Here is a 24,119-nt window from a genome sequence, read left to right as displayed (position 1 = left end):
ATAAATAATATAAAGGCTGTCCACTAAAGAGTCTCCTTTAATGAACAGCCTTTGATTTATTATCTTGGTTCCACGATCAACTTTATCGCCGTACGCTCTTCTCCGTCGATCAGAATATCTGTAAATGCCGGGATACATATTAAATCTAAACCACTGGGAGCCACAAATCCTCTTGCAATGGCAACAGCTTTAACAGCTTGATTTAAAGCTCCTGCACCGATTGCTTGAATCTCGGCCCCTCCTCTCTCACGAAGAACACCGGCGAGTGCACCAGCTACAGAATTAGGATTAGATTTTGCTGAAACTTTTAATATTTCCATTCCTTTTCCTCCTTGTCATTTCCCCCATACCGTATGTCCGTGGTAAAGAACAAACTTGGTATAAATGATTCCACTGATACTATATTCAGGAAATGGACAAATCATTCCGGCTACACCGAAAAAGGAGAGAAAACATTTAATATTCTGCCATAAATGGATGATCTTCGTTAATTAAAATACGATCAACTTTTTTCGCTTTACCTGTTTTGTTATCTATATCGATTAAACATGCACTTAAAATCTTACGTCCCGTTTTGGGTACTTCAAAACGGACAGGTAAGCTGGTTTGGAACCTTTTTAAGACGGATTCCTTACTCATTCCTAATACTTCATCGTAAGGACCGGTCATACCAACATCACACATAAAGGCTGTCCCATTCGGTAGTATGCGGTTGTCTGCCGTTTGTACATGCGTATGGGTTCCAATTACTGCTGACACACGGCCATCCAAGAACCATCCGACCGCCTGCTTCTCGCTTGTGGCTTCTGCATGAAAATCAACAAAGATTATGGATGTTCTCTTCTTGGCTTCATCAACCAGTTCATCTAGTGCCTTAAACGGATCATCCAGAGGAGGCATAAAGGTTCTTCCTTGAGCGTTGATGACGGCAACCTCTTTGCCATACACCTCAGCAAACACCAGACCGCTTCCCGGGGTTCCATCAGGAAAATTGGCTGGTCGTACCATTTGCTTAGAGGAATCGATAAAATTGAAGATATCTTTATTATCCCACGTGTGATTTCCCAGGGTAACCATATTTGCACCATCTTGTAAAAATTGTTTATATATTTTCTCTGTAATCCCCCTGCCTGATGCTGCATTCTCGCCATTAACGATCGTAAAATCAGGTGAATGCTTCTTTTTCAGCTTTGGCAGGTATTCTTTAATCATCTCTCGGCCCATTGAACCGACAACATCTCCAACAAATAATATTTTCATGTAAATTCCCTTCTCCATATGTATTCAGTCTTGTGGTTATTGTAACACAAATAACTTGCCATCTATTCATCCATTCCAGGATCATATAGACGATAAAAAAAGCTGACTTGAAAAGGGATATCCCTTTTCAAGTCAACCTCTTATTTTGCATATTCGACAGCCCTTGTTTCACGGATGACCGTTACTTTTATATGGCCTGGATAATCAAGTTCATCTTCGATCCGTTTACGGATATCTCTTGCCAATCGGTGAGATTCCAAATCGTCAATGGCTTCCGGTCGTACCATAATACGGACTTCACGGCCAGCCTGTATCGCGAAGGATTTCTCGACGCCTTCATAAGACTCTGAGATTTCTTCAAGCTTCTCCAGTCTACGGATATAGTTCTCAAGCGTCTCACTTCTTGCTCCAGGTCTGGCAGCGGACAATGCATCAGCTGCTGCAACAAGGACCGCAATGATTGACGTTGGTTCAGTATCTCCGTGGTGAGAGGCGATACTATTGACGACTACAGGGTGTTCTTTGTATTTCGTTGCAAGTTCAACACCAATTTCCACGTGGCTTCCTTCCACTTCATGGTCAATCGCTTTTCCGATATCATGAAGTAATCCGGCACGTTTAGCAAGTCTTTCGTCTTCGCCAAGCTCTGCTGCGAGTAATCCAGAAAGATATGCTACTTCCATTGAGTGTTTTAGAACATTCTGACCGTAGCTAGTACGGTATTTTAAACGTCCTAGAATCTTAATTAAATCCGGGTGAAGACCGTGAACACCAACTTCAAATGTTGTCTGTTCACCAATTTCACGGATATATTCATCCACTTCACGGCGGGATTTATCCACCATTTCTTCAATTCGTGCAGGGTGGATACGACCATCCTGTACTAATTTCTCTAATGCAATTCGAGCCGTTTCTCTACGAATCGGATCAAAACCAGAAAGAATAACTGCCTCAGGAGTATCATCAATAATCAAATCAATACCCGTAAGTGTTTCCAGCGTACGAATGTTACGTCCTTCTCGCCCAATAATTCGACCTTTCATCTCATCATTCGGTAGGTTCACAACACTAACAGTTGTTTCTGCCACATGTTCAGCAGCACAACGTTGAATAGCCAGTGAAAGGACTTCTTTCGCCTTCTTATCCGCATCTTCCTTCGCACGGGTTTCATGCTCTCTGACCATAATAGCAATATCATGGGAGAGTTCATTTTCAACGCGGTCAAGAATGATTCCTTTCGCTTCATCACGAGTCAGGCTCGAGATACGTTCTAGCTCTGTTTGCTGTGATCGTACCATCTCGTCCACTTTGCTTTCCGTCTCTTCAATATGTTGTTGTCTCTCGTTAAGAGTCCCCTCTTTTCTCTCGAGTAAGGCTTCACGCTTATCAAGCGTTTCATCTTTCCGATCGAGGTTTTCCTCTTTTTGCATCAAACGATTTTCTTGTTTTTGCAATTCATTTCTTCGTTCACGAAGGTCATTTTCCATTTCAGTGCGAAGTTTATGATTTTCATCCTTTGCTTCCAAAAGTGCTTCTTTCTTCAGAGCATCTGCCTCGCGCTTCGCATCTTCTAAAATCTGCTCCGCTGAACCTTTAGCACCAGCAATCTTTGCTTCAGCAATGGACTTACGAATTAGGTATCCAACAACTACACCGACGATTAGGCCAAGCAAAATGAAGATGATTGTAATAGGTTGCATTATTTCACCTCCTCTTGCTATGAACTGTCATCATGTTTTTTACATGTCGGCTTGTACATTGCTCACTTTGAACAAAATATACAGCGCTAGGCTTTCAAATATTCATTCGAAAAATTTGTAAAATATACATGTTAATTTTAAATCTCTGAAAATTTATTGTCAAGGGGTTGAGCCCTCTATCACTAGATTTCTCAAGGGTTTTTTTGCAATCGACAAAAAATGACACTGTTACAGTGGGCTTAAGAATGCTTTTTTACCAAAACCATCTTTTTCAAATTTTTTGACCCGTTGCAAGTATAACTGGACAATCAAGGTATGTAATCTCTCATTTACACTGATTGCACTCTGTTATTGAGAAATAGGATTGTTACTATTTTCCACCAATACCTCTATTCCCATACATAATAAAGAGAAGCAAACCAAATCACGGCTGCTTCTCATCCACACATTTAGTCTTCTAAAAGACTTAATTCACCTTGATCATCCGTTTCTGCACGGCCGGTATCCAAACCGTAATGTTCACGGATTTTCAGCATGATTTCATTACGGACCTCAGGATTTTCCTTTAGGAAAATCTTAGCATTCTCACGGCCTTGACCTAAGCGCTCTTCGTTGTAGGAATACCAGGCACCGCTTTTCTGAACGATGTCCAATTCAGAACCAAGATCGACGATTTCACCTTCTTTAGAAATCCCTTCCCCGTACATGATATCGACTTCAGCTACACGGAAAGGTGGAGCCACTTTATTTTTCACAACTTTGATCTTCGTTTTATTCCCTACCATTTCATTGCCCTGCTTTAGAGTTTCAGCACGACGGACTTCCAAACGTACAGAAGAATAGAACTTTAGTGCGCGTCCACCTGGAGTCGTTTCAGGATTACCGAACATGACACCGACCTTTTCACGGATTTGGTTAATGAAAATCGCAATGGTCTTCGACTTGTTGATGGCACCGGAAAGTTTACGAAGTGCCTGTGACATTAAACGGGCTTGAAGACCTACGTGAGCATCTCCCATCTCTCCTTCGATTTCTGCTTTCGGTACAAGAGCAGCAACGGAGTCGATAACGATGGCATCCACCGCCCCACTGCGTACAAGTGCTTCAGCGATTTCCAATGCCTGCTCACCAGTATCAGGTTGTGAAAGCAATAATTCATCTATGTTTACTCCAAGCTTTTGAGCATATTCGGGATCAAGTGCGTGCTCAGCATCAATGAACGCTGCTTGACCTCCTTGAGCCTGTACCTCTGCAATCGCATGAAGTGCTACTGTTGTCTTACCGGATGATTCGGGACCATATACCTCGATGATTCTTCCACGTGGATATCCGCCTATTCCAAGAGCAGCGTCCAGCGCAAGTGAACCACTTGGACATGTTACTACGTTTCTATCCGTTTTCTCCCCAAGCTTCATGATTGAGCCTTTACCAAACTGCTTTTCTATTTGTTTTAACGCCATATCTAAGGCTGCTTTACGATCGCTCACAAATCTTCCTCCTTTGAATATAGAACTTGAAATTGACAACTTATAAGCTTGTCTCAAATCCAACCTATCTATACTATAAACGTTTTTATAATAGAAAACAAGAAAAAAATCGAACATTCATTCGGTTTTTTTCTATAGGTATCTTGGATGTAAAGATCGGTTTGTAGTAGAAATAGAGAGGGAATCATCCATGCTGAGATTTAGAGAATAACAGATTTTCACCCGGAGACGTAAATAGCCGCCTCCTAAGTAGAAGACAGCCGGTTTAAGACCTAACTTAACTCAATTCCTTGAGCAAATAATGCCAGCCATATTTCGTTGTTCTCATACGGTTCCCATTTCTTCCACCCGCTAGATTTAATCGGAATGCTTTCGTCGTTTCACCCTCCATGGACAACCCAATCCAAACAGTACCTGGAGGCTGGCCATGGAGTGAATCCGGTCCTGCTACACCTGTAAAGCTGATCCCGATTTCGGAAGAAAAAAGCTCCCTCACATTTTCCGCCAATTCACGGGCGCATTGCCCACTTACTGATGAATATTGTTCCAATGTGTAATCTTTTACCGATAAAATCTTTTTCTTGACCTCATCCTGATAGCAGACCACCCCACCATTCAAGATCTCTGATGCCCCGGGTATGGACGTCAATTGAGCCTGAAACAGCCCACCTGTTAAACTTTCAGCACATGATAGAGTAAGGCCCCTCTCTTTCAACAGATTGACCCCTACATCGACAAGTGAATCCTGATTGTATCCGTAGAAATACTCTCCGACCGTGTTCAAGATCTCCGCTTCTACCGAATCCAATAATGCCATGGCAATCTCCCGGGATTCGTGCTTGGCTGTCAGCCTCAACGTAACTTCCCCTTCACCTGCCAGAGGGGCAATAGTTGGATTGGTTTGTTTGTCGATCAGGTCTTCTAATTCCGTTTCGAGCTGCGCTTCTCCAATTCCAAAGAAACGAAGTACCCTTGAATAGATGCTTTCTTTCTTCTTCATTAAATTTAGAATCGCCTGTTTACCGTGTTTATGGAACATCGGCCTCATTTCAGACGGTGGACCCGGAAGAAGCATATAGGCTTTGGCGTCCTTCTTCAATAACATCCCGGGAGCCATACCGTTTTCATTTTTCAGTACTTGAGCCCCGGTTAATATAAGGGCCTGTTTTTCATTATTCGGTGTCATTTCACGATTGGTTTTTTGAAAATAGCTTTGTATCGATACCAATGCCTCTTTGTCAATGCTCAGAGTCGTACCTAATGCTTTCGCAATCGTTTCTTTTGTTAAATCATCTTTTGTGGGGCCAAGGCCACCTGTAAATATCAGTAAGTCTGCTCGTTTCTTTGCTACCTCAATGGCATACTGCAAACGGTAAGGGTTATCTCCCACGCTTGTGTGATAATACACATCCACTCCCATTTCTGCTAATTGCTCCGAAATGAACTGAGCATTGGAATTGACGATTTGCCCCAGTAGCAGTTCGGATCCGACGGCGATAATTTCTGCATTCATCTATATTCCCCCTAAATTTGCTGAAAAGAAGGGGATGATTCAATTTGAATCAATCCCCTGGTATACTCTATTATTTCGAATTCACAAATGCTTTTTTATTGTGTTTGAAGTAGTCCCAACCTGACCAAATTGTAAAGAACATAGCTATCCAGAGAGCAATGGTCGCAAATGGCAGATTGACCAGTTCAAATATGGCATTGTGCAGAAGAAGCGCTGAAATCGCAATGATCTGTGCCCAAGTTTTAATCTTACCGAGTTGACCTGCAGCAACCACTTCCCCTTCCCCCGCTAATACGAGACGAAGACCTGTTACAGCAAATTCCCGACTGATGATGATGATGACGATCCAAGAAGGAGCAAGACCCAACTCAACCAGCACGATTAATGCTGCAGAAACAAGCAGTTTGTCAGCCAGGGGATCTAAAAATTTCCCCAGATTCGTCACGAGGTCAAGTTTCCTTGCATAATAACCGTCTATCCAATCCGTCGTTGCCGCTATGATAAAAATCAAGGCACCAACAAAATGCTTGACCGGCATTTCTGCCCCGAGAAACATCATTTCACCCCAGTTTAGGGGTGAAAGCATAATGATTAAAAATAATGGAATTAAAAATATCCTTGATACTGTAATCTTATTAGGTAAATTCACCTTTCTACCTCCAATACTTAAAAAACCTGTCTACTATTAGTATGTAAGAAAAAGGAGTTATTAAAACTCCTCTCATGTTAATTATTAGCCGATTGTGGTTCGTAATTAATGATAATATCCTGCCTTACGACATCCGTTGCAGAGACTTTGTATTCGAGCTGTTTGCCGTTCACTATTATATCTGTGTTCGAAGCATTCCCGATTACGAGATATGCCTGCTTTTCCCCTGAGAAGTCAAAATCCTTTTTATTACCCTTTTTTAATAAACCTTCAAACAACAATTCATCGTCGGTGTTGTAAACGCCTACCCAGGTGTCTCCCTTAGCTGATAATTGCAGCTTGAACTCATCTGCATTTTTCAGTTCATAAGTGGTTTTATACCCCGAAGTATTCACTGCATCCAAGGATTGTTCTGGCTTTTGTTCTTTCTCTTCACCTGCATTTTGATCGTCGGAAAGCTTATTTTCATCAGTTTTTTTCTTGTCATCGTCGGCCGCTTCTTCAGGCTTTTCGCTTTCAGCACTCTGATTTTCATCAACATCGACTTGCGTTCTATTTTCTGATGGATTGGCTTCCGGTTCCTTGTCTCCTACTCTACCCTGCCAAAATACCCACAGTGCAATCAGTGCTCCTATCACAAACAGAGCAATGAGCAGCTTCGGTAAAAAGTCAAATACCTTTGTTGAGCTTTCTGAAACACTCTTACGGGACTGAACCCTTGAGAGGGAGACAGGTATTTCATCTTCATGGGTAGTTGGAATATCCTCCTTATGCTCCTCAAAGATGACCTCCGGAGGAAGTCCTACCGCTTCACAATATTGTTTAATGAATGCCCGCACATAGAATTTACCGGGCATGGCATCGTAATTGCCTTCTTCAATTCCGATCAAATAGCGTTTTTGGATTTTTGTTATTCTTTGTAAATCATCAAGGCTGTAATCTTTCGCCTCTCTTGCTTCCTTTAAACGATTTCCTAATTCCGTCACTACTTAACACCTTCCAATATTAAAAATCAAAACCTCCAAAATCGGAATTTTGAAATAAGTTATTTTGTTCTACTAATTCGTATGTAATTTCTTCATCAGGATCGTTTCTAAGTTCAATGATATAATCAAAATCTTCAAGTGAATATTCCGAGTTTTGAACGAAAACATCAGGATGTTCGATTACTTTCACAGCAGGTAATCGCATAATCTCCCTTACCAGCTGCCAGTGCTTCTCGCTTGCACGGCGTGTTGAAACAATCCCGTCTATAATGAATAAGTTTTCGGACGAATATTCGTCCTCTATCAGTTTGCTTCTAATCGTCTGCTTTAATAATGTGGAAGAGACAAATAGCCATTTCTTATTCGCACATACACTTGATGCAACGATGGATTCAGTCTTCCCTACACGCGGCATCCCTCTGATCCCGACAAGCTTATGTCCTTCCTGCTTAAATAACTCAGCCAGAAAATCCACTAATAAGCCCAGTTCATCACGAACAAACCGAAACGTTTTCTTGTCATCGGCATCCCGCTGGATATACCGGCCGTGTCGAACGGCAAGCCGGTCCCTTAATTTTGGTTCCCTGAGCTTTGTTACGTTGATTGTATCCATGGTTTGCAGGATGGATTCCAACCTCGTGATCTGTTCATCATTATTTGAGAGGAGAAGCATTCCCCTTCTTCCTTCATCTACACCATTTATCGTCACTATATTTATAGAAAGCATTCCTAATAACGAGGAGATATCACCTAAGAGGCCAGGACGATTCTTCTGGATTTCATATTCTAAATACCATTCTTTGCGTTCCATCGGTACCCTCCTAAAAACTGTGACATTCCGTTTCGATATAAATAGACATAATTCGAAAAATTAATTAAACATCTAGGTATTATAATAAATGATTTTGAGGCAATAGAAAAGCAAAACCTATATAAATATGTACAATTTCTCATTTAACAAGGTGGCGTTTCCTTAAGGAGCATCCCTGATTCGAACATTTGATCATTCCTATATAAGAAAAAGGAGAGGGAATTCCCTCTCCTTAACGAGTACCGTTGTTGTTTACAAGTTTCACCATCATGTTTGCGATGGCATGTTGCTCTTCGGGAGACGCGACAGACCATAAATCCGCTAATACTTTTTCCTGATCGTTCTTAGCTTCGACTTGATTGGCTAAGTAATCACCGATTTGATAAGCCAAGTCGTTCACCGTTTCGTTCTCCATTCCGCCGTGCTCAGCCTGGTTAAGGCGGTCCCCTAAAAAGTTTTTCCAATCAGACCAGTTATCTAATACAGACATTTGTCATGACCTCCTTTATTGAAATACAACCTTAGTTTGTATCCCTTTAGAAAAAATTATGCGTGATAATCAATTGACAGAAAAAACTTTTTATGTATGCCATCCCCCGTTGACTGAAATGGTTTGACCTGTAATATAAGAAGCTCTGGTTGAAAGAAGGAACTGAATGGAGTCCGCAATTTCTGATGCGCGAGCGAAACGGCCCATAGGGATTTCCTCACGGATCCCACGTTTATCTTCATCAGTGAATGAGCTCATCATGGAGGTCTCTACAACCCCCGGTGCAATGGCATTAACTCTTACGCCACTTAACGCGAGTTCTTTGCTTAAAGATTTCACAAATGCTAATTGAGCACCTTTGACCGTAGAATAAACAACCTCACAAGCACCACCAATCTGACCCCAAATCGAACTTACCATGACAATGGTTCCTTTCTTGTCAATCAACTTCGGCAATAGTCTTTGAACAAGAAGTAAAGGGCTTTTTACATGAAGGTTGATCATTTGATCCATTTCATCTTCAGAATGGTCCTGAAAAAGACCCCAGGTAGAATTCCCACTACAATAAACAATCGCATCAAGTTGAAAGATATTCTCCACAAGTCTTCCTACTTCTCTTGAATTGGCAAGATTTGCACGAATGGGGATCGCCTCCACCCCGAGGCCATCAATTTCATGGACTAATTCCTTGATTGCCACTTCATTGGAATGGTAATGTAAATAGACATTCCACCCCTCTTTTGCAAGCGTAAGGGCTGTACTACTTCCTATTCCCCCAGAGGCACCAGTAATTAATGCATATTTCATTTGTTTCACTCCAAACATTGATCACATAAAGAGAGGAACTACCCTTTGAAAAAGAGCAGCTCCCCTTCTGTCATGATTTAGGTACTACCTGACACACGGTAAATCGTTCTTCACTGATGATGGACTCAGCAACCGCCTGAATATCATCATATTTCAATGATTCAAGGGTCGGTACGACTTCAAATAAATCCATTTCATTAAAGGCATAGCGGGTGAATTGATTCGCGATATACTCCGGAGAGTTAATGGCACGCAAGAATGCACCGATCTTCTTCTTTTTCGTTCTCTCAAGTCCTTCTTCTGTAAATAGGGACTCATGCTTTGCTTTCAGAAGCAGTGATTGTACCTTCTCCGCCAGTTCATCAGGCTTTTCCGTATCTCCCCCCACAGTAAGGAAACCAAAGCCATTTTCCTGTGTATAATCATAGTGGAATGTTTCATCGATTAATCCTTCATTATAAAGTTCGGAATAATATGTTGAACTCTTCCCGAACAGCATATCCAGGAAAACATTCATGGAAAGCTCTTGTCTGAGCATTTCCTGGCCCTGTTGGTTCGGTTCCGGAGCTTTGAGTCCGACCAGGCATTTAGGACTTTGAACATTCATCTTAAGAACCTGCTTTTTCTCCGCAATTGTTTCAGGTTCATCTTCGAATTTGCGCTTAATTTCAGGCATTTTTTCATAATCCTTTTTTTCCTGATTCGAGCGAATTTGATTCATGATTTGATCTGGATCTACTGAGCCCACCACAAATAGAAGCATATTGCTTGGGTGGTAGAATGTGTTGTAACACTGATAAAGCATATCTTTCGTAATCGGGGTTATGGATTCGATCGTTCCTGCAATATCAATTTTCACAGGATGATTTTTATACATATTCTGGATTACACCGAAGTATAATCTCCAGTCCGGATTATCATCATACATGGTAATTTCCTGTCCGATAATGCCTTTTTCTTTTTCCACCGTTTTTTCTGTAAAGTACGGATCTTGAACAAAATCAATGAGTGTTTCTAAATTTCGTTCTACATTCGTTGTACTTGAGAATAGATAAGCAGTCCGTGTAAAAGAGGTGAAAGCATTGGCCGATGCACCCTGGCGACTGAATTGTTGGAAGACATCTCCATCTTCTTTTTCAAACAATTTATGCTCTAAAAAATGGGCGATGCCATCAGGGACTTTGACGAATTCCTCTTCGTCAAGAGGGACGAAGTGATTGTCGATACTTCCATATTTCGTCGTAAAGGTAGCATACGTCTTATTAAAACCTTTTTTGGGGAGGATGTATACGTCCAGCCCATTTGACATTTTTTCATAGTACAAATTTTCTTGTAATTGATCGAAGGAAATTTTCTTCATCATTATCCCTCCATTCCTGTTAGAAAGTAGATCGTATCAAGTTCAACTTTATTTGCAGCTTTCACGATATCTTCTTTCGTTGTTTTTTCAATCTCATCCAACCAATGGTTCAAATCGATTTCTTCATGAGCTACGGCGTTATGATAAAGTACCTCTACCAAACCTCTCGATGTATCGATGGTTTCAAGGAGCTGGTTCCTGATGACCGCTTTGGTTTGGTCGATCTCCCCATCTGTGAAGTCCCCATCCTTCATTGCTTGCAGTTGCTCTTTAATGATTCCTACCGCTTGATCATACTTCTCAAACTCAATACCTGACATCACCATCAATAATCCTTTATGACTCTCAAGGCGGCTTGCTGCATAATAAGCAAGACTCGCTTTTTCCCTCACGTTAATGAACAATTTAGAATGGGAGAAACCACCGAATATACCATTGAATACTTGAAGAGCGAAGTAGTCACCGTCACCATATTGAGTATGTGTACGGTATCCTATATTCAGCTTTCCTTGTTTCACATCCTGTTTTTCTTTCACGATGTTTTCGTTTTCTTTTCGCTCCACTTGAGAAGCATCCACTTCTTTAGGGGTGCGTTCACTTAATTCAAGGAGTTGATCACAGAGACTTTCGACTTCCTGGACGTCGACATCACCGATCACATAAAGGTCAAACTGATCTTCAGACATCACTTTTTGATAGTATTCATATAAACTCTTCGCTGTAATGGACTCCACTTCTTCACTGACACCGTTTACATGGAGGGCGAATCGCTCACCCTTACACATTTCTTCCACGAGTCGTGAATTGGCATAGCGCATTTTATCGTCATATACTGCTTGAATTCTGACCTTTTGGTTCCGTTTTTCTTTTTCAACTGTATTCTTGTCAAATTCATTACTTTCAATATGAGGGTTTTGCAGGACATCCGCCAGGAATTCGATTCCTTTTTGAAGCAGTGGTTCAGAATCCTTCAGAAACTTTTCGTTGGCGATTTCAACAGACATACTGACCACATGGTACTCACCTTTTTTTCCCAGATCCACAAAAAAGTTCGCTCCATATAACTCATCCAAATAGGAGCGCAATTCAGTGGTACTTGGATAGGTCTTTGTACTGCTCTGCATTACATGCGGAAGCAATCCCCGTAATGTGACTGTTTCAGGATCAAGGGGTGCTTTCATCTTTAATACGAGGCTGTTGGTTTTATACTTATCCGTTTGAACGATATGTAGCGTGTACCCATGTTTCTTCTTGACTATTTCGTTTATGGCTGTCATCGTACCGTCCTCCTTAGTTCCATACTTCCTTCAATTTAATAACAAAATTAATAAACACCCTTATTGTGCGGTATTTATGTATAACTATACATGTAGTGAGAGATTGATTTCAAGCATCTTCCTCTATTGGAAAAATACCCATTCGAGTAAACTATTATATGCTTGTGGTTTTTTCATTATGTTTCGGAGTAACAACCTTCTTGCCTCTATGTATATTACGATTGAAAGAAATTTTCACATTGGATGAGTGAAGTGTGAAACCTGGACCGTTCCTTTCCGCGGCATGTACTTACTTTCCGCCGGGTGAGGAGGATTTTTCGCCCCACCAACCAGCCTAAACTGATTGAAAGAACCCGTTCAGTACCTTACCTATTGAAAAAAGGATATCCCGGCATTCGGGATATCCTTTTGATTGGTATTTTAGATTTATTAACGGTTTCCTTTAATGTATGGTGTACCTAACGCTTTTGGTGCATCTGCACGACCGATGAAGCCGGTAAGTGCCAGGATGGTTAATACATATGGTGCAATCAGTAGGAATACACTTGGAATGTTCTCAAATAACGGGATACTAGATCCGATGATACTTAAGCTTTGAGCGAATCCGAAGAATAAAGCCGCTCCCATGGCTCCAAGTGGATGCCATTTTCCGAAGATCAAGGCTGCAAGGGCCATGAACCCTTGTCCGCTGATCGTTGCATGGCTGAAGTCAGAAGAAATCGCCTGTGCGTAAACTCCACCACCGACACCTGCAAAAGCTCCGGAAATCACGACACCGATATAGCGCATTTTCGTTACATTGATCCCCATTGTGTCAGCCGCCATAGGATGTTCCCCTACAGAACGCAACCTTAAACCGAATGGGGTCTTGAACATAATGAACCAGACAATGAAGGATACCAGTATCGCGACAAAAGGCGGCCAATATGTGTTAGAAAAGAAGATATCCCCAATGACCGGGATTTTATGAAGCAAAGGTACATCGACCTTACCGAATCCTTCAGAAATAATATCCGTCTGACCTTTCCCATAAATACGCTTGACTAAGAAAAGAGTCAGTCCTACTGCGAGTAAGTTGATGGCTACACCTGATACAACCTGGTCGGCCCTGAATGTAATGGAAGCAACAGCATGCAGGACGGCAAGCAGCCCTCCCATGACCATGGCCACGAGGAGCGCGACCCAAGGTGTTGATGAACCGAAAGTATCCGCGAAAGCAAGGTTAAATACAATACTTGAGAATGCACCAATGACCATCAGACCTTCAAGTCCGATATTCACGACGCCTGAACGCTCTGAGAATGCCCCACCTAAAGCAGTGAAAATAAGTGGTGTTGCCCAAAGCAATGTTGATGGGATGAGAATTGTCAAAATATCAAAAAAACCCACTTATTTCACCCCCTTTTTACTAAATCGTTGAATCAGATACCGAATCATATAACCAGATGCTACAAAGAAAATAATAAGAGCAATAATGATGTCTACCAGTTCATTGGGGATTCCTGCATCCAGCGGCATATTCAGTGCACCTACTTTAAGTCCACCAAATAGAAGTGCGGCGAACACAACACCGATGGCCGCGTTTCCTCCGAGAAGGGCTACAGCGATCCCATCGAATCCGACCCCTGTAAATCCTCCTTTGATTGAAGCATAACCAAATGTTCCGAGTCCCTCCATTGCTCCTGCAAGTCCGGCAAACGCGCCTGAAATGACCATGGAAAGAATGATGTTCCCGTTCACGTTCATTCCGGCGTACTGAGAAGCATGTTGATTGAAACCTACAGAACGCAGTTCATATCCACGAGTTGTTTTTTCGAGCAAGAACCACATAATGAATACACACGCCAGTGCGATGAAAATTCCCCAATGCAGACGGGAATAATCCGTTAAGCTTTCAAAAAATGGAGACTTCAGTGAAGCTGTATCAGCAATATTCCCCGTACGGTCTTTACGGTCAGTAATGACATCACGGATGATGGCATTCGTAACATGTAGGGCAATATAGTTCATCATGATCGTAACGATGACTTCATGTACCCGGAATTTCGCTTTAAGTAGCCCGGGGATGAATCCCCATAATGCACCTGCCAATGCCGCAGCAATGATGGCAAGGGGTAGATGGATCATCCTAGGTAAGTCGTCGAATGCGACCCCTACCCAGACAGCGGCAAGCCACCCTACAATCAATTGGCCTTCCACCCCTATATTGAACAATCCTGTTCTAAAGGCAAAAGCAACAGCCAATCCTGCTAAAATGTACGGTGTCACTTGACGCACCGTTTCCCCGACATAATAAATCTCTCCGAAGATACCATTCCATAATGCGGAGTAACCCGCAATCGGATCATATCCACTTACCAGCATGATAATCGTACCGACGATGATACCCAAAAGGACTGAGATTACCGGGATTAATATATTTGTTAATCGATTAGACATGTGTGTTCCCTCCCGTTTCCTTCCTCTTTGAACCTGCCATTAACAATCCAAGTTCCTGTTCGGTTGTTTCCTTAGGATTGACAATAGCAACAATCTGTCCTTCGTATATAACGGCAATACGGTCACTTACGTTCATGATTTCATCCAGTTCAAATGATAGGAGAAGAACCGCCTTCCCATTATCTCGTTGCTCAATGAGACGCTTGTGGATAAATTCAATCGCTCCTACATCAAGACCCCTGGTCGGCTGGGCAGCAATCAGTAAATCCGGATCACGGTCCACTTCACGGCCGATGATGGCTTTTTGCTGATTCCCCCCTGACAATGCACGTGCAAGGGTGTACTCTGAAGGAGTTCTCACATCGAACTCCGAAATCAACTTTCTTGCCTGATTGTAAATGTTTTTATAACTCAGTACGCCTTTGTTGGAATACGGCTTCTTATAATAGGTCTGAAGAACCATATTTTCCCCGATTGGAAAATCAAGTACAAGTCCGTGCTTATGTCTATCCTGAGGAATATGACCTACACCAGATTCATAGATTTTGCGGGGTTTCATATTAGCTATTTCCTTCCCGTTCAACTTGACGGAACCACTGTCAACTTTATAAAGACCAGTGATGGCTTCAATCAACTCGCTCTGGCCGTTACCATCGACCCCTGCTATTCCAAGGATCTCTCCAGCCTTCACTTCAAGATTCAAACCCTTCACAACAGGTACATTTCGATTGTCTTTCACGTTCAAATCACGTATTTCCAATACATTATCACCAGGGTTCGCTTCTTTCTTCTCCGTCTTGAACGTCACTTCACGTCCAACCATCAGAGAGGCAAGGTGATTAGGATCCGTTTCTGAAACCTTTACTGTCCCAATCCCCTTTCCTTTTCTGATAACGGTTACATTATCACACACTTCCATGATTTCTTTTAACTTATGGGTGATCAGAATGATTGATTTTCCTTCTTTAATAAGGGTTTTCATGATTTGTATGAGTTCTTTGATTTCCTGTGGTGTCAATACAGCTGTCGGCTCATCGAATATGAGGATTTCTGCTCCTCGATAAAGTGTCTTTAATATTTCCACGCGTTGCTGCATACCTACTGAAATTTCAGAAATCTTGGCGTTTGGATCTACTTTTAATCCATATCGCTCAGAAATATCGAGAATATCTTTTTCAGCTTTTTTAATGTCCACTGTCGCTCCGGATTTCGGCTCTCTTCCGAGAATTATATTCTCTGTTACAGTGAAGGTATCGACCAACATAAAATGCTGATGGACCATACCAATTCCGAGATCGTTGGCTATGTTCGGATTGGTGATATTTACCTTTTGTCCTTTTACCCGTATTTCTCCTTGTTCAGGTTGGTACAGCCCGAATAACACGTTCATTAATGTCGATTTACCTGCACCATTTTCACCAAGAAGTGCATGAATTTCACCTTTTCCGAGCTGAAGGGTAATATTGTCATTTGCTACGATGCCTGGAAATTCTTTGCGAATATTAAGCATCTCGATTACATAATCCATTGCGAATCACTCCTTGCATAGACTAGGGATATTTATCTAGTAGTTAGAGGTCAGACCTTCACTACTCAGAAAAAAAGGGGTTTCCCCGAATAAAAATCTAAATGAAAGATAGAAATGTTCTATACTTCAATTAAATTTCTATTAATATTCATTGTCCTGCTTATTATAGGGACAAGCGGCCAGATTTTTCTGGCCGGCTTATCCAACATGTTCATTTAGTTAGCTGAGAAAGCTTCCGCATCTTTAATCGATTCAGGAACTGTTACTTCTCCACTAGTAATCTTTTCTTTCCACTCATCGACTTTTTTCATGACTTCGTCTTTGTTGGAAAGTTCGTCATTTAATTCAGCAAGTCCTACGCCGTCTTCTTTAAGACCGTAAAGGATTTGTTCCCCACCTGGGAAGTTTCCTTCTTTCGCTTTAGTGGAAAGATCCACTACTGCGTTATCGACGCGTTTAAGAGCAGATGTAAGGATGATATTATGATCTCCTACTTTACCTTCTGCAGATTGATCAGAGTCAACACCGATTGCCCAAAGTTCACGTGAAGGATCTTTTTCTTTCAGGTCACGCGCTTCTTTGAATAAACCATTACCTGTTCCTCCAGCTGCGTGGAAGATTACATCTACATCTTGAGTATACATTTTTGAAGCGATGGTTTGTCCAAGTTCAGCTTTATCGAAAGCACCTGCATAGTCTGAAACGATTTCAGCATCTGGATTGACTGCTTTCACACCAGCGATGAAACCAGAGTGGAAACGTTCGATTACCGGAATCTCCATACCGCCGAGGAATCCGATTTTATTTGTTTTAGTCGCTAACCCGGCTGTTACACCAGCAAGGAAAGAAGCTTCTTGTTCCTTGAACATGATGCTTGCAACGTTTGGTTGATCTACAACAGCATCAACGATTGCGAAGTGCGAATCTTTTTGTTGTTGTGCAATTTCAGTGATCGCACCTTCCATAAGGAAACCGATACCATATACTAAGTCAAAATCTTGACGAGCTAATTTGTTTAAGTTTGTAGCGTAGTCAGCATCAGATTGTGACTGTAAATAGTCAAATCCATCTTTACCTTTTTCCATGTCATTTTCTTTACCGAAGGCTTTCAAACCTTCCCATGCCGATTGGTTAAATGATTTGTCATCTACTCCACCAACATCTGTAACCATCGCTACTGTAAATTGATCTTCTTTCTTACCTTCACCACTAGATGCACCTTCTTTGTCCTCGCTTGTTCCACAAGCACCTAACAATGTACCTGCTGCCAAAACAAATGACAACGCTAAACCAAATTTACGTTTTTTCACCTAGAGTACCCCCTATTATTGTAATAAATTAGTAGTAAGATGGATTGCTGTTATACACGCTTTCTTAATACCTGGAAGCTAAATTTGTCTGATCGGAAATAGTTTACTGAATACAGGATAGGCTCATCGTTTTCGTCAAAATGCATTTGCTTCAAAACGAGTAAAGCCGTTTCCGGTTCACAATTTAGAATAGGGGAGATTTTATCGTGATACCCCATCGGTTCAATTTGTGCCACTGCATGAGTTATTCTCTTATTCTCTCGTTTTTCCAAAACGGTGAAAATCGAATTATCCTCATGTGTGAAATTCCTCGGCATGACCTTTTCCGGAATTTTATCCACACAATATACAACCGGTTCCCCGTTTGCAGTACGAACCCTCTCAATCAGGATCACGTCGTCCTCTTCATTGCACGTAAACCTCAGCACATCATCCTCAGTAGCTTCTTGAGTTGTTGAGCTTAAGAAAATGGTCCCTGGCTCCATACCAGCCTGTTTAATCATGTTCGTTACACTGTTCAACTGCTCGATACCAGAAGTAAAGAGCGGCTTTGCATTTACAAATGTACCTACTCCATGACGTCGTACGATGACACTTTCTTCCTCAAGAATTCTGAGAGCTTCCCTAAGAGTAGCCCTACTTACGCCTAATTGTTTGGAAAGGTCGAATTCAGATGGGAGTTTCTCTTTTTCTTTATATATTCCCGCTTCGATATCCTTCTTCAACCGATCAATTACTTGTAAGTATAAATGCCGATTGTCTGTTTTTATTGTCACTGGAACCACCACCACATTTTCTCAAGACATCAGACCTCTGATGTATATCTTTCCTACTAATCGAAAATACTATAACACTTTTCTTTTGATAAATAAATAGCATTGTGTGATTTTGTCGAAAAAAATGATTAGAATGACAATTTAGAATCTATTTATGTAAAAAAATAGAAAAAAACAGAGCTCTGTATGGGTTTACATGGGATATTTTAACTACTTTTTTACAGTCAGACTGTTTTACGTTATCATTCTTTACACCCATTAAACAAAGTCGTTACATTTGTAAACGCTTTTAATAGTATAACACATTCGTGGATAAACTCGTATCACTTTCATTCATCCGTATTAAAAATAGAAATACCCTATAATCTCACTCACTAAAAAAGGTGTGTTATCCCATTCGTTTTGAATAGGGTAACACACCTTCTGTTATGAGCTTTGCTCTTCAGAAGGTTTGCCGACCAAGACTGTTCTCGGTTTGCTGCCTTCATAAGGGCCAACGATCCCTCTTACTTCCATTTCATCGATCAATCTTGCGGCTCTCGTATAGCCGATCCTGAACCTTCTCTGAAGCATAGAAACGGATGCTGTTTGCATTTCAGCAATTAACTGGACGGCATCATTATATAATTCGTCCTCCGCTTCTCCTGACTTCTCATTCTCCTGCACTTCATCGGGAATCATTTCTTCCTGATATTGTGCCTTTTGTTGAGAGATGACAAAATCAACGATCTCTTCTACTTCTTCATCTGATAAAAATGCCCCTTGCACCCTTGTTGGCTTGGATGCCCCAACTGGCATGAAGAGCATATCCCCCCGTCCCAATAGTTTCTCAGCCCCACCGGAATCCAAGATCGTTCTGGAATCGGTTTGGGAGGATACTGCGAAGGCAATCCGTGACGGGATATTGGCTTTAATGACCCCTGTTATGACATCTACAGATGGACGCTGTGTCGCAATGATAAGATGAATCCCGGCAGCACGTGCCATCTGTGCAAGCCTTGTAATGGCATCCTCCACGTCGCTCGAGGCAACCATCATGAGGTCGGCCAGTTCGTCTACAATGACAACAATATATGGAAGGAGAGGCTGTTTATCTTCATTTTCCATATTTTGTCTTTTAACGTAATCGTTGTAGCCTTCAATATTTCTTGTTCCAGTATGAGAGAACAGCTCATACCTTCGCTCCATTTCACTTACAACCTTCTTTAAAGCCTGTGATGCTTTCTTCGCATCCGTTACAACAGGTGCCAGGAGATGGGGAACTCCATTATATACATTTAGTTCCACCATTTTCGGGTCAATCATCATAAGTTTTACTTCATGGGGTTTTGCTCTCATAAGAATACTTGTTATGATTCCGTTGATACACACGCTCTTCCCGCTTCCTGTTGCACCTGCAACTAATAGGTGAGGCATTTTATTCAGTTCGGCCAGAACCGCTTCACCTGTGATATCACGCCCTAAACCAATCTGCAGTTTGGCATCGGGTTTATTCTGTTCCTTCGCTTCGAGAACTTCCCTCAGGGATACCATAGCTACTTCTGAATTGGGAACTTCTATACCGATGGCAGATTTCCCCGGAATCGGAGCTTCAATCCGGATGTCTTTCGCTGCAAGGGCTAATGCCAGGTCGTCACTCAGGTTGACGATACGGCTGACTTTCACTCCTACATCGGGATGTACTTCATATTTAGTAACAGCAGGGCCGAGATGAACTTGTGTCACCTTTGCCTTTACCCCGAAACTCTGGAACGTTCTCTCAAGCTTTGCGGCATTGGCATGTATCAATTGATACTCATTACTTTGATCCGTTTTTCTTGGACTCTTTAATAAAGAGATAGAGGGGAGCTTATAATCTTTATTTTCCACTTCCGTGAAGGTAATTGGCGGGGCGGCATCCGTTTCCCCTCCTGAATCCGACTTTTTCTCTGTTGGAACATCATCCGTTTCGTCAGCAGCACGAGCTCCTGATGAAACGGAGGTTTCTTTAGGCTGCACGCCATATGCACGCTCTGCGAAATTTGAGATGATCGGTTCCCGCGTTTCTTCTTCCTGAGGAATCATTGGTTCAGCCGCTTCTTCAGATTTCTTCGGTGCTTCTTGCTTTTTCTTCTCTTTGTTCTCTTTTTTCTTAGATTGCTCTTCTTTCCAGTCATTCATATCTTGCTTAAATGCTGACCATTGCCCACTCATGAATGAGCCGAAGCGCTTCCCCGCCCTTCCCAGCACATCCCCTAAGGACTTACCAGTCACTAAAATGATGCCGATCATGATGAAGGTTGCGCTCACAATCCTTGCCCCTTGTGAATCAAAGAGAAAGTAAGAAACGGCAAATAGAACGCTCCCGATCATACCTCCCCCCAGATCCGATGTACTCGTTTCACCACTGACATCCATCCAATACAAATCCCATGTATTCATGATGACACTTGGATTAGCGAATGACCCACCATTTGAAAGAAGATCGAATAATTTCACATGACTTAGAAGAAGGAAGCTTGCAATCATGATATAAACGCCTACCAGTCTGCGGCTGAATAACATAGGAACCTCTCGCTTAATCATAAGGTAGCCCGCTACATAGAGCATCCATAGGAGGGCAATCATGTACCATTCCCCAAGGAAGAATCGATAAAAATATACCAGTGCTTTCCCCACGGCGCCAAGCTCTATGATGGAAATTAAGCTTAATGCCGCGAGGATCAGTCCAATAATCTCATATTTAATCGTCTGTTTTAATGTAGAGCCGGTTTGAGAACGTTTTTTTCTTTTTTTTCGTTTTGCCAATCCATTCACCTAAATTCTATTGAAGTCTACCTGAGTTATGTACATAAAGATGAAGAAAGGGCTGATCCTTTGGGGCATTCATTGTGCCTAAGGTGTCAGACCCTTCCCATGAACTTATCGTAACATTATACTGTATATTATATCATATACACTATTCCGGGAAAATCCTCTTTGGCACTTAATTGTTGATAAATTCCCCCGGGCATATTTGATCATTCAGGTAATGTGCGGGATCACTGCTCATGACTCTGATGATCCTATAATTGTTCTCCTCCTGCTGAACCAGTAAGGGGACCCCCTGGTAGTCCATCATCATTTGGCCGCTAAATTCACTTCCATCTGTAGGGAACACGAGATCATTTGGAACCACAGTATAGAGTATCATTGGACCAGCCCCTCTTGTTGATCGGTCTGTTTTTTCATCTCTATTAATTCATTGATCTTTCGTATTGCCGTTCCAATTCCACCTATTCCATCGATCAATCCATATTCCACTGCATCATCTCCCACCACATTGGTACCAATATCCCTGGTGAGGTTCCCTTTTGCAAACATTAGGTCTTTAAAATCCTCTTCTGTGATATTGCTGTGTTTCGTGACAAAACTGACCACCCGCTCCTGCATCTTATCGAGATACTCAAACGTTTGAGGTACCCCGATAACCAAACCGGTTAATCGTACAGGGTGAATCGTCATGGTAGCCGTACTTGCGATGTAAGAGAAGTCACACGAAACAGCAATAGGAACACCAATACTGTGCCCTCCTCCAAGCACAACAGATACGGTAGGTTTAGATAATGAGGCGATCATTTCAGAAATGGCCAATCCTGCTTCTACATCTCCCCCAACCGTATTCAAAATCACCACCAGACCTTCAATTTTTGGATTTTGTTCGATGGCTACCAGCTGCGGAATGACGTGTTCATACTTTGTTGTTTTATTTTGTGGAGGCAGCTGCATATGTCCTTCTATCTGCCCTACAATTGTCAGGCAATGAATATTAGAGTCTTGAGAAAGCTGTGGAACGTTCGTTTGACCTAATTGTTGAATCTTTTCCATTAATCCAGATGGTTTGTCTTTTTGATCATCCTGCCCTTTATTCGGCTCATCCTGCATATGTTCACGATTTTGTTCCATGAAAACATCTCCTTTTCATTCCCATTCTCTTGTTATTATTTTAATATGGGAGTGTTTTCATACTTTATTCTTTAAGGTTCAAATAAATATGAGGCTATTTGCTTCTAACAAATAGCCTCAAACTTTATACTTCCATGATAATCGGTAAAATCATCGGTCTTCTTCGAGTTTTATTAAATAGATAATAATTCAGCTGATCCCGGATATCCTGTTTGATGGCTGTCCATTCAAATGAACCCTTTTGCAAATAGGAATGGACCACATCCGTCACGATGCTTCCTGCTCCTTCAATCAATTCCTCGGATTCCCTTACGTATACGAATCCCCGGGAGATGATTTCAGGTCCGGCGATGATTGATTTGGAACGGCGATTGATGGTGACGACAACGGTAAAAACACCGTCTTCTGATAATAATTTCCGATCACGAAGGACAATGTTTCCTACATCTCCAACCCCGATTCCGTCGATCAATACATTCCCTGCCTGTACACGGCCGCTCATTCTCATCTTGCCGTCCTTGTACTGAAGAACATCTCCTTTATCCAAAATGAAGATCTGCTTATAAGGTAGTCCTGTATCATGAGCAAGCTGAGTATGGGCTACAAGCATCTTATATTCACCCTGGATGGGTATGAAATATTTAGGTTTCATGATATTCAACATGAATTTTAAGTCTTCCTGACTTCCATGACCCGAAACATGGACTTTTTTTGTTGCTGTTAATACATTTGCCCCGGCTCTATAAAGCATGTCGATGGTTCTTCCTACAATCACTTCCATGCCGGTAGATGGTGTGGCCGTTATGAGGACCGTGTCACCTTCTTCAATGTTTACAAGGCGGTGGGAACGCTTGGACATTCGTTGCAGTGCCTCAAATGGTTCGCCCTGGGTTCCAGTTGCGATGATGAGGATTTCATCTTTTGGGTAATTACCAATTTCGTCTATTCCGATGATCATTTCATCCCGGACATGAAGATAGCCGAGTTTCAAGGCTACATCATACACCCGTTTCAAACTCTTTCCAACCACAGCCACTTTTCGGTTATTCTGTTCTGCCGCATCAAACACTTGCTGCAGCCTTATTAAGTTAGAAGCGAAGCACGCCACGATCACCCTCCCTGATGCTGTACGCAAGGAGTCTGTGATATGTTGTTCGATGACAGCTTCTGATGTTGTAAACCCGGGTCTCTCCGCCTCTTTACTGTCAGACAACAGACAAAGGACACCCTTCTCACCGATTTGCGCCATCTTGCCTAAATCCGGGCGGTAAAGATGTTTGGCAGATTGATCAAATTTGAATTCACCCGTATGGACGATAACCCCTTCGGATGTATGTATGCAAACGCCGACGGAATCAGGAATGCTGTGAGTGGTTTTAAAGAATGTCACATTCACACCGTCAAAAGTAAGGTAGCTGTCTGAGTGAACTGTATAGAATTTCACGTCTTCCCTGACATTTTCATCCTTCAAACGGGCCCTTACAAGGGCATTTGTCAGACGCGTCCCGTAAACAGGAGCCTTGATCTTACTTACTACATACGATATCGCACCGATGCTGTCCTCGTGTCCATGAGTCAGGAAGATTCCTTTTACACGGTCTTTATTTTCAATTAAATATTGAATATCAGGGATGACAATGTCGATCCCCAGCATTTCGTTCTCCGGAAACATCAGTCCTGCGTCGATTACGAATATTTCATGATCCACTTCGACCACGTACATGTTCTTACCGATTTCTCCCACTCCACCGAGGGGTATCACCTTAATGCTCTCATTCTTTGTCTTACTCACTATTATGTCC

General features: G+C 42.0%; 21 protein-coding genes. All 21 read right to left on the bottom strand.

Annotated elements, in window-relative coordinates:
• Positions 1-59: 59 nt before the first annotated feature.
• The 21 genes from spoVS to BAA9072_RS06310 all read right to left on the bottom strand — a co-directional run bounded on the left by spoVS (position 60) and on the right by BAA9072_RS06310 (position 24,109).
• Positions 60-320, bottom strand: a complete 261-nt coding sequence (spoVS, locus tag BAA9072_RS06410) for a stage V sporulation protein SpoVS (RefSeq protein ID WP_034760060.1) — start codon at positions 318-320, stop codon at positions 60-62.
• 136 nt (positions 321-456) lie between these two features.
• A complete protein-coding gene (locus tag BAA9072_RS06405; RefSeq protein ID WP_201713852.1) occupies positions 457-1,260 on the bottom strand; it encodes a TIGR00282 family metallophosphoesterase in 804 nt (267 codons plus the stop codon).
• 140 nt (positions 1,261-1,400) lie between these two features.
• Positions 1,401-2,960: a ribonuclease Y gene (rny, locus tag BAA9072_RS06400; RefSeq protein WP_201713851.1), complete on the bottom strand. Its 1,560-nt coding sequence runs from the start codon at positions 2,958-2,960 to the stop codon at positions 1,401-1,403.
• A gap of 449 nt (positions 2,961-3,409) precedes the next feature.
• A complete protein-coding gene (gene recA / locus BAA9072_RS06395) occupies positions 3,410-4,447 on the bottom strand; it encodes a recombinase RecA (protein WP_201713850.1) in 1,038 nt (345 codons plus the stop codon).
• Between the two features lie 277 nt (positions 4,448-4,724).
• The gene (locus BAA9072_RS06390) at positions 4,725-5,960 is read right to left on the bottom strand and encodes a competence/damage-inducible protein A (protein ID WP_201713849.1); all 1,236 of its coding nucleotides are present in this window, start codon (positions 5,958-5,960) and stop codon (positions 4,725-4,727) included.
• Between the two features lie 70 nt (positions 5,961-6,030).
• On the bottom strand, positions 6,031-6,609 hold the full coding sequence (gene pgsA, locus BAA9072_RS06385) for a CDP-diacylglycerol--glycerol-3-phosphate 3-phosphatidyltransferase (RefSeq protein ID WP_201713848.1): 579 nt from the start codon (positions 6,607-6,609) through the stop codon (positions 6,031-6,033).
• A gap of 77 nt (positions 6,610-6,686) precedes the next feature.
• Positions 6,687-7,595, bottom strand: coding sequence for a helix-turn-helix domain-containing protein (locus tag BAA9072_RS06380; protein WP_201713847.1), 909 nt, complete (start codon positions 7,593-7,595; stop codon positions 6,687-6,689).
• Positions 7,596-7,614: 19 nt separating this feature from the next.
• Positions 7,615-8,406 (bottom strand): DUF3388 domain-containing protein, encoded by a 792-nt coding sequence (locus BAA9072_RS06375; protein ID WP_201713846.1) that lies wholly within the window; start codon positions 8,404-8,406, stop codon positions 7,615-7,617.
• Positions 8,407-8,638: 232 nt separating this feature from the next.
• On the bottom strand, positions 8,639-8,896 hold the full coding sequence (locus tag BAA9072_RS06370) for a DUF3243 domain-containing protein (protein WP_201713845.1): 258 nt from the start codon (positions 8,894-8,896) through the stop codon (positions 8,639-8,641).
• Positions 8,897-8,986: 90 nt separating this feature from the next.
• Complete coding sequence (ymfI, locus tag BAA9072_RS06365; RefSeq protein WP_201713844.1) at positions 8,987-9,703, bottom strand: elongation factor P 5-aminopentanone reductase; 717 nt, start codon at positions 9,701-9,703, stop codon at positions 8,987-8,989.
• A gap of 70 nt (positions 9,704-9,773) precedes the next feature.
• Positions 9,774-11,063 (bottom strand): EF-P 5-aminopentanol modification-associated protein YfmH, encoded by a 1,290-nt coding sequence (yfmH, locus tag BAA9072_RS06360; RefSeq protein WP_201714049.1) that lies wholly within the window; start codon positions 11,061-11,063, stop codon positions 9,774-9,776.
• Positions 11,064-11,065: 2 nt separating this feature from the next.
• Positions 11,066-12,340: an EF-P 5-aminopentanol modification-associated protein YfmF gene (gene yfmF / locus BAA9072_RS06355; RefSeq protein WP_201713843.1), complete on the bottom strand. Its 1,275-nt coding sequence runs from the start codon at positions 12,338-12,340 to the stop codon at positions 11,066-11,068.
• Between the two features lie 429 nt (positions 12,341-12,769).
• Positions 12,770-13,729, bottom strand: a complete 960-nt coding sequence (locus BAA9072_RS06350; RefSeq protein WP_201713842.1) for an ABC transporter permease — start codon at positions 13,727-13,729, stop codon at positions 12,770-12,772.
• Entirely contained in the window at positions 13,730-14,779 is a 1,050-nt protein-coding gene (locus BAA9072_RS06345; protein ID WP_201713841.1) for an ABC transporter permease, read from the bottom strand.
• The gene (locus tag BAA9072_RS06340) at positions 14,772-16,307 is read right to left on the bottom strand and encodes an ABC transporter ATP-binding protein (RefSeq protein WP_201713840.1); all 1,536 of its coding nucleotides are present in this window, start codon (positions 16,305-16,307) and stop codon (positions 14,772-14,774) included. The genes BAA9072_RS06345 and BAA9072_RS06340 overlap by 8 nt, the downstream gene beginning before the upstream one ends.
• Positions 16,308-16,522: 215 nt before the next feature.
• The gene (locus tag BAA9072_RS06335) at positions 16,523-17,617 is read right to left on the bottom strand and encodes a BMP family lipoprotein (RefSeq protein ID WP_201713839.1); all 1,095 of its coding nucleotides are present in this window, start codon (positions 17,615-17,617) and stop codon (positions 16,523-16,525) included.
• Between the two features lie 50 nt (positions 17,618-17,667).
• Positions 17,668-18,393, bottom strand: a complete 726-nt coding sequence (locus tag BAA9072_RS06330) for a GntR family transcriptional regulator (protein ID WP_201713838.1) — start codon at positions 18,391-18,393, stop codon at positions 17,668-17,670.
• A 426-nt stretch (positions 18,394-18,819) separates the two neighbouring features.
• A complete protein-coding gene (locus BAA9072_RS06325; RefSeq protein WP_201713837.1) occupies positions 18,820-21,180 on the bottom strand; it encodes a DNA translocase FtsK in 2,361 nt (786 codons plus the stop codon).
• Positions 21,181-21,358: 178 nt separating this feature from the next.
• Positions 21,359-21,565 carry a YlzJ-like family protein gene (locus tag BAA9072_RS06320; RefSeq protein WP_201713836.1) on the bottom strand — a complete coding sequence of 69 codons (207 nt, stop codon included), beginning with the start codon at positions 21,563-21,565 and terminating at the stop codon, positions 21,359-21,361.
• Positions 21,562-22,296 (bottom strand): ClpP family protease, encoded by a 735-nt coding sequence (locus BAA9072_RS06315; RefSeq protein ID WP_201714048.1) that lies wholly within the window; start codon positions 22,294-22,296, stop codon positions 21,562-21,564. The genes BAA9072_RS06320 and BAA9072_RS06315 overlap by 4 nt, the downstream gene beginning before the upstream one ends.
• Positions 22,297-22,441: 145 nt before the next feature.
• Positions 22,442-24,109, bottom strand: a complete 1,668-nt coding sequence (locus BAA9072_RS06310) for a ribonuclease J (protein ID WP_201713835.1) — start codon at positions 24,107-24,109, stop codon at positions 22,442-22,444.
• Positions 24,110-24,119: the final 10 nt, after the last annotated feature.

This window comes from Rossellomorea arthrocnemi, from assembly GCF_904424705.1.
GTDB classification, from domain to species: domain Bacteria; phylum Bacillota; class Bacilli; order Bacillales; family Bacillaceae_B; genus Rossellomorea; species Rossellomorea arthrocnemi.
This window is presented reverse-complemented; position numbering and strand designations above follow the sequence as displayed.

What these genes read in the sequence shown, in the direction of transcription:
- rny (WP_201713851.1), bottom strand. Translation starts at nt 2,960, where the DNA reads ATGCAACCTATTACAATCATCTTCATTTTGCTTGGCCTAATCGTCGGT.
- BAA9072_RS06345 (WP_201713841.1), bottom strand. Translation starts at nt 14,779, where the DNA reads ATGTCTAATCGATTAACAAATATATTAATCCCGGTAATCTCAGTCCTT.
- BAA9072_RS06315 (WP_201714048.1), bottom strand. Translation starts at nt 22,296, where the DNA reads ATGCAGGATGAGCCGAATAAAGGGCAGGATGATCAAAAAGACAAACCA.
- BAA9072_RS06370 (WP_201713845.1), bottom strand. Translation starts at nt 8,896, where the DNA reads ATGTCTGTATTAGATAACTGGTCTGATTGGAAAAACTTTTTAGGGGAC.
- yfmH (WP_201714049.1), bottom strand. Translation starts at nt 11,063, where the DNA reads ATGAAGAAAATTTCCTTCGATCAATTACAAGAAAATTTGTACTATGAA.
- BAA9072_RS06320 (WP_201713836.1), bottom strand. Translation starts at nt 21,565, where the DNA reads ATGATACTCTATACTGTGGTTCCAAATGATCTCGTGTTCCCTACAGAT.
- ymfI (WP_201713844.1), bottom strand. Translation starts at nt 9,703, where the DNA reads ATGAAATATGCATTAATTACTGGTGCCTCTGGGGGAATAGGAAGTAGT.
- yfmF (WP_201713843.1), bottom strand. Translation starts at nt 12,340, where the DNA reads ATGACAGCCATAAACGAAATAGTCAAGAAGAAACATGGGTACACGCTA.
- BAA9072_RS06390 (WP_201713849.1), bottom strand. Translation starts at nt 5,960, where the DNA reads ATGAATGCAGAAATTATCGCCGTCGGATCCGAACTGCTACTGGGGCAA.
- spoVS (WP_034760060.1), bottom strand. Translation starts at nt 320, where the DNA reads ATGGAAATATTAAAAGTTTCAGCAAAATCTAATCCTAATTCTGTAGCT.
- BAA9072_RS06340 (WP_201713840.1), bottom strand. Translation starts at nt 16,307, where the DNA reads ATGGATTATGTAATCGAGATGCTTAATATTCGCAAAGAATTTCCAGGC.
- BAA9072_RS06375 (WP_201713846.1), bottom strand. Translation starts at nt 8,406, where the DNA reads ATGGAACGCAAAGAATGGTATTTAGAATATGAAATCCAGAAGAATCGT.
- BAA9072_RS06405 (WP_201713852.1), bottom strand. Translation starts at nt 1,260, where the DNA reads ATGAAAATATTATTTGTTGGAGATGTTGTCGGTTCAATGGGCCGAGAG.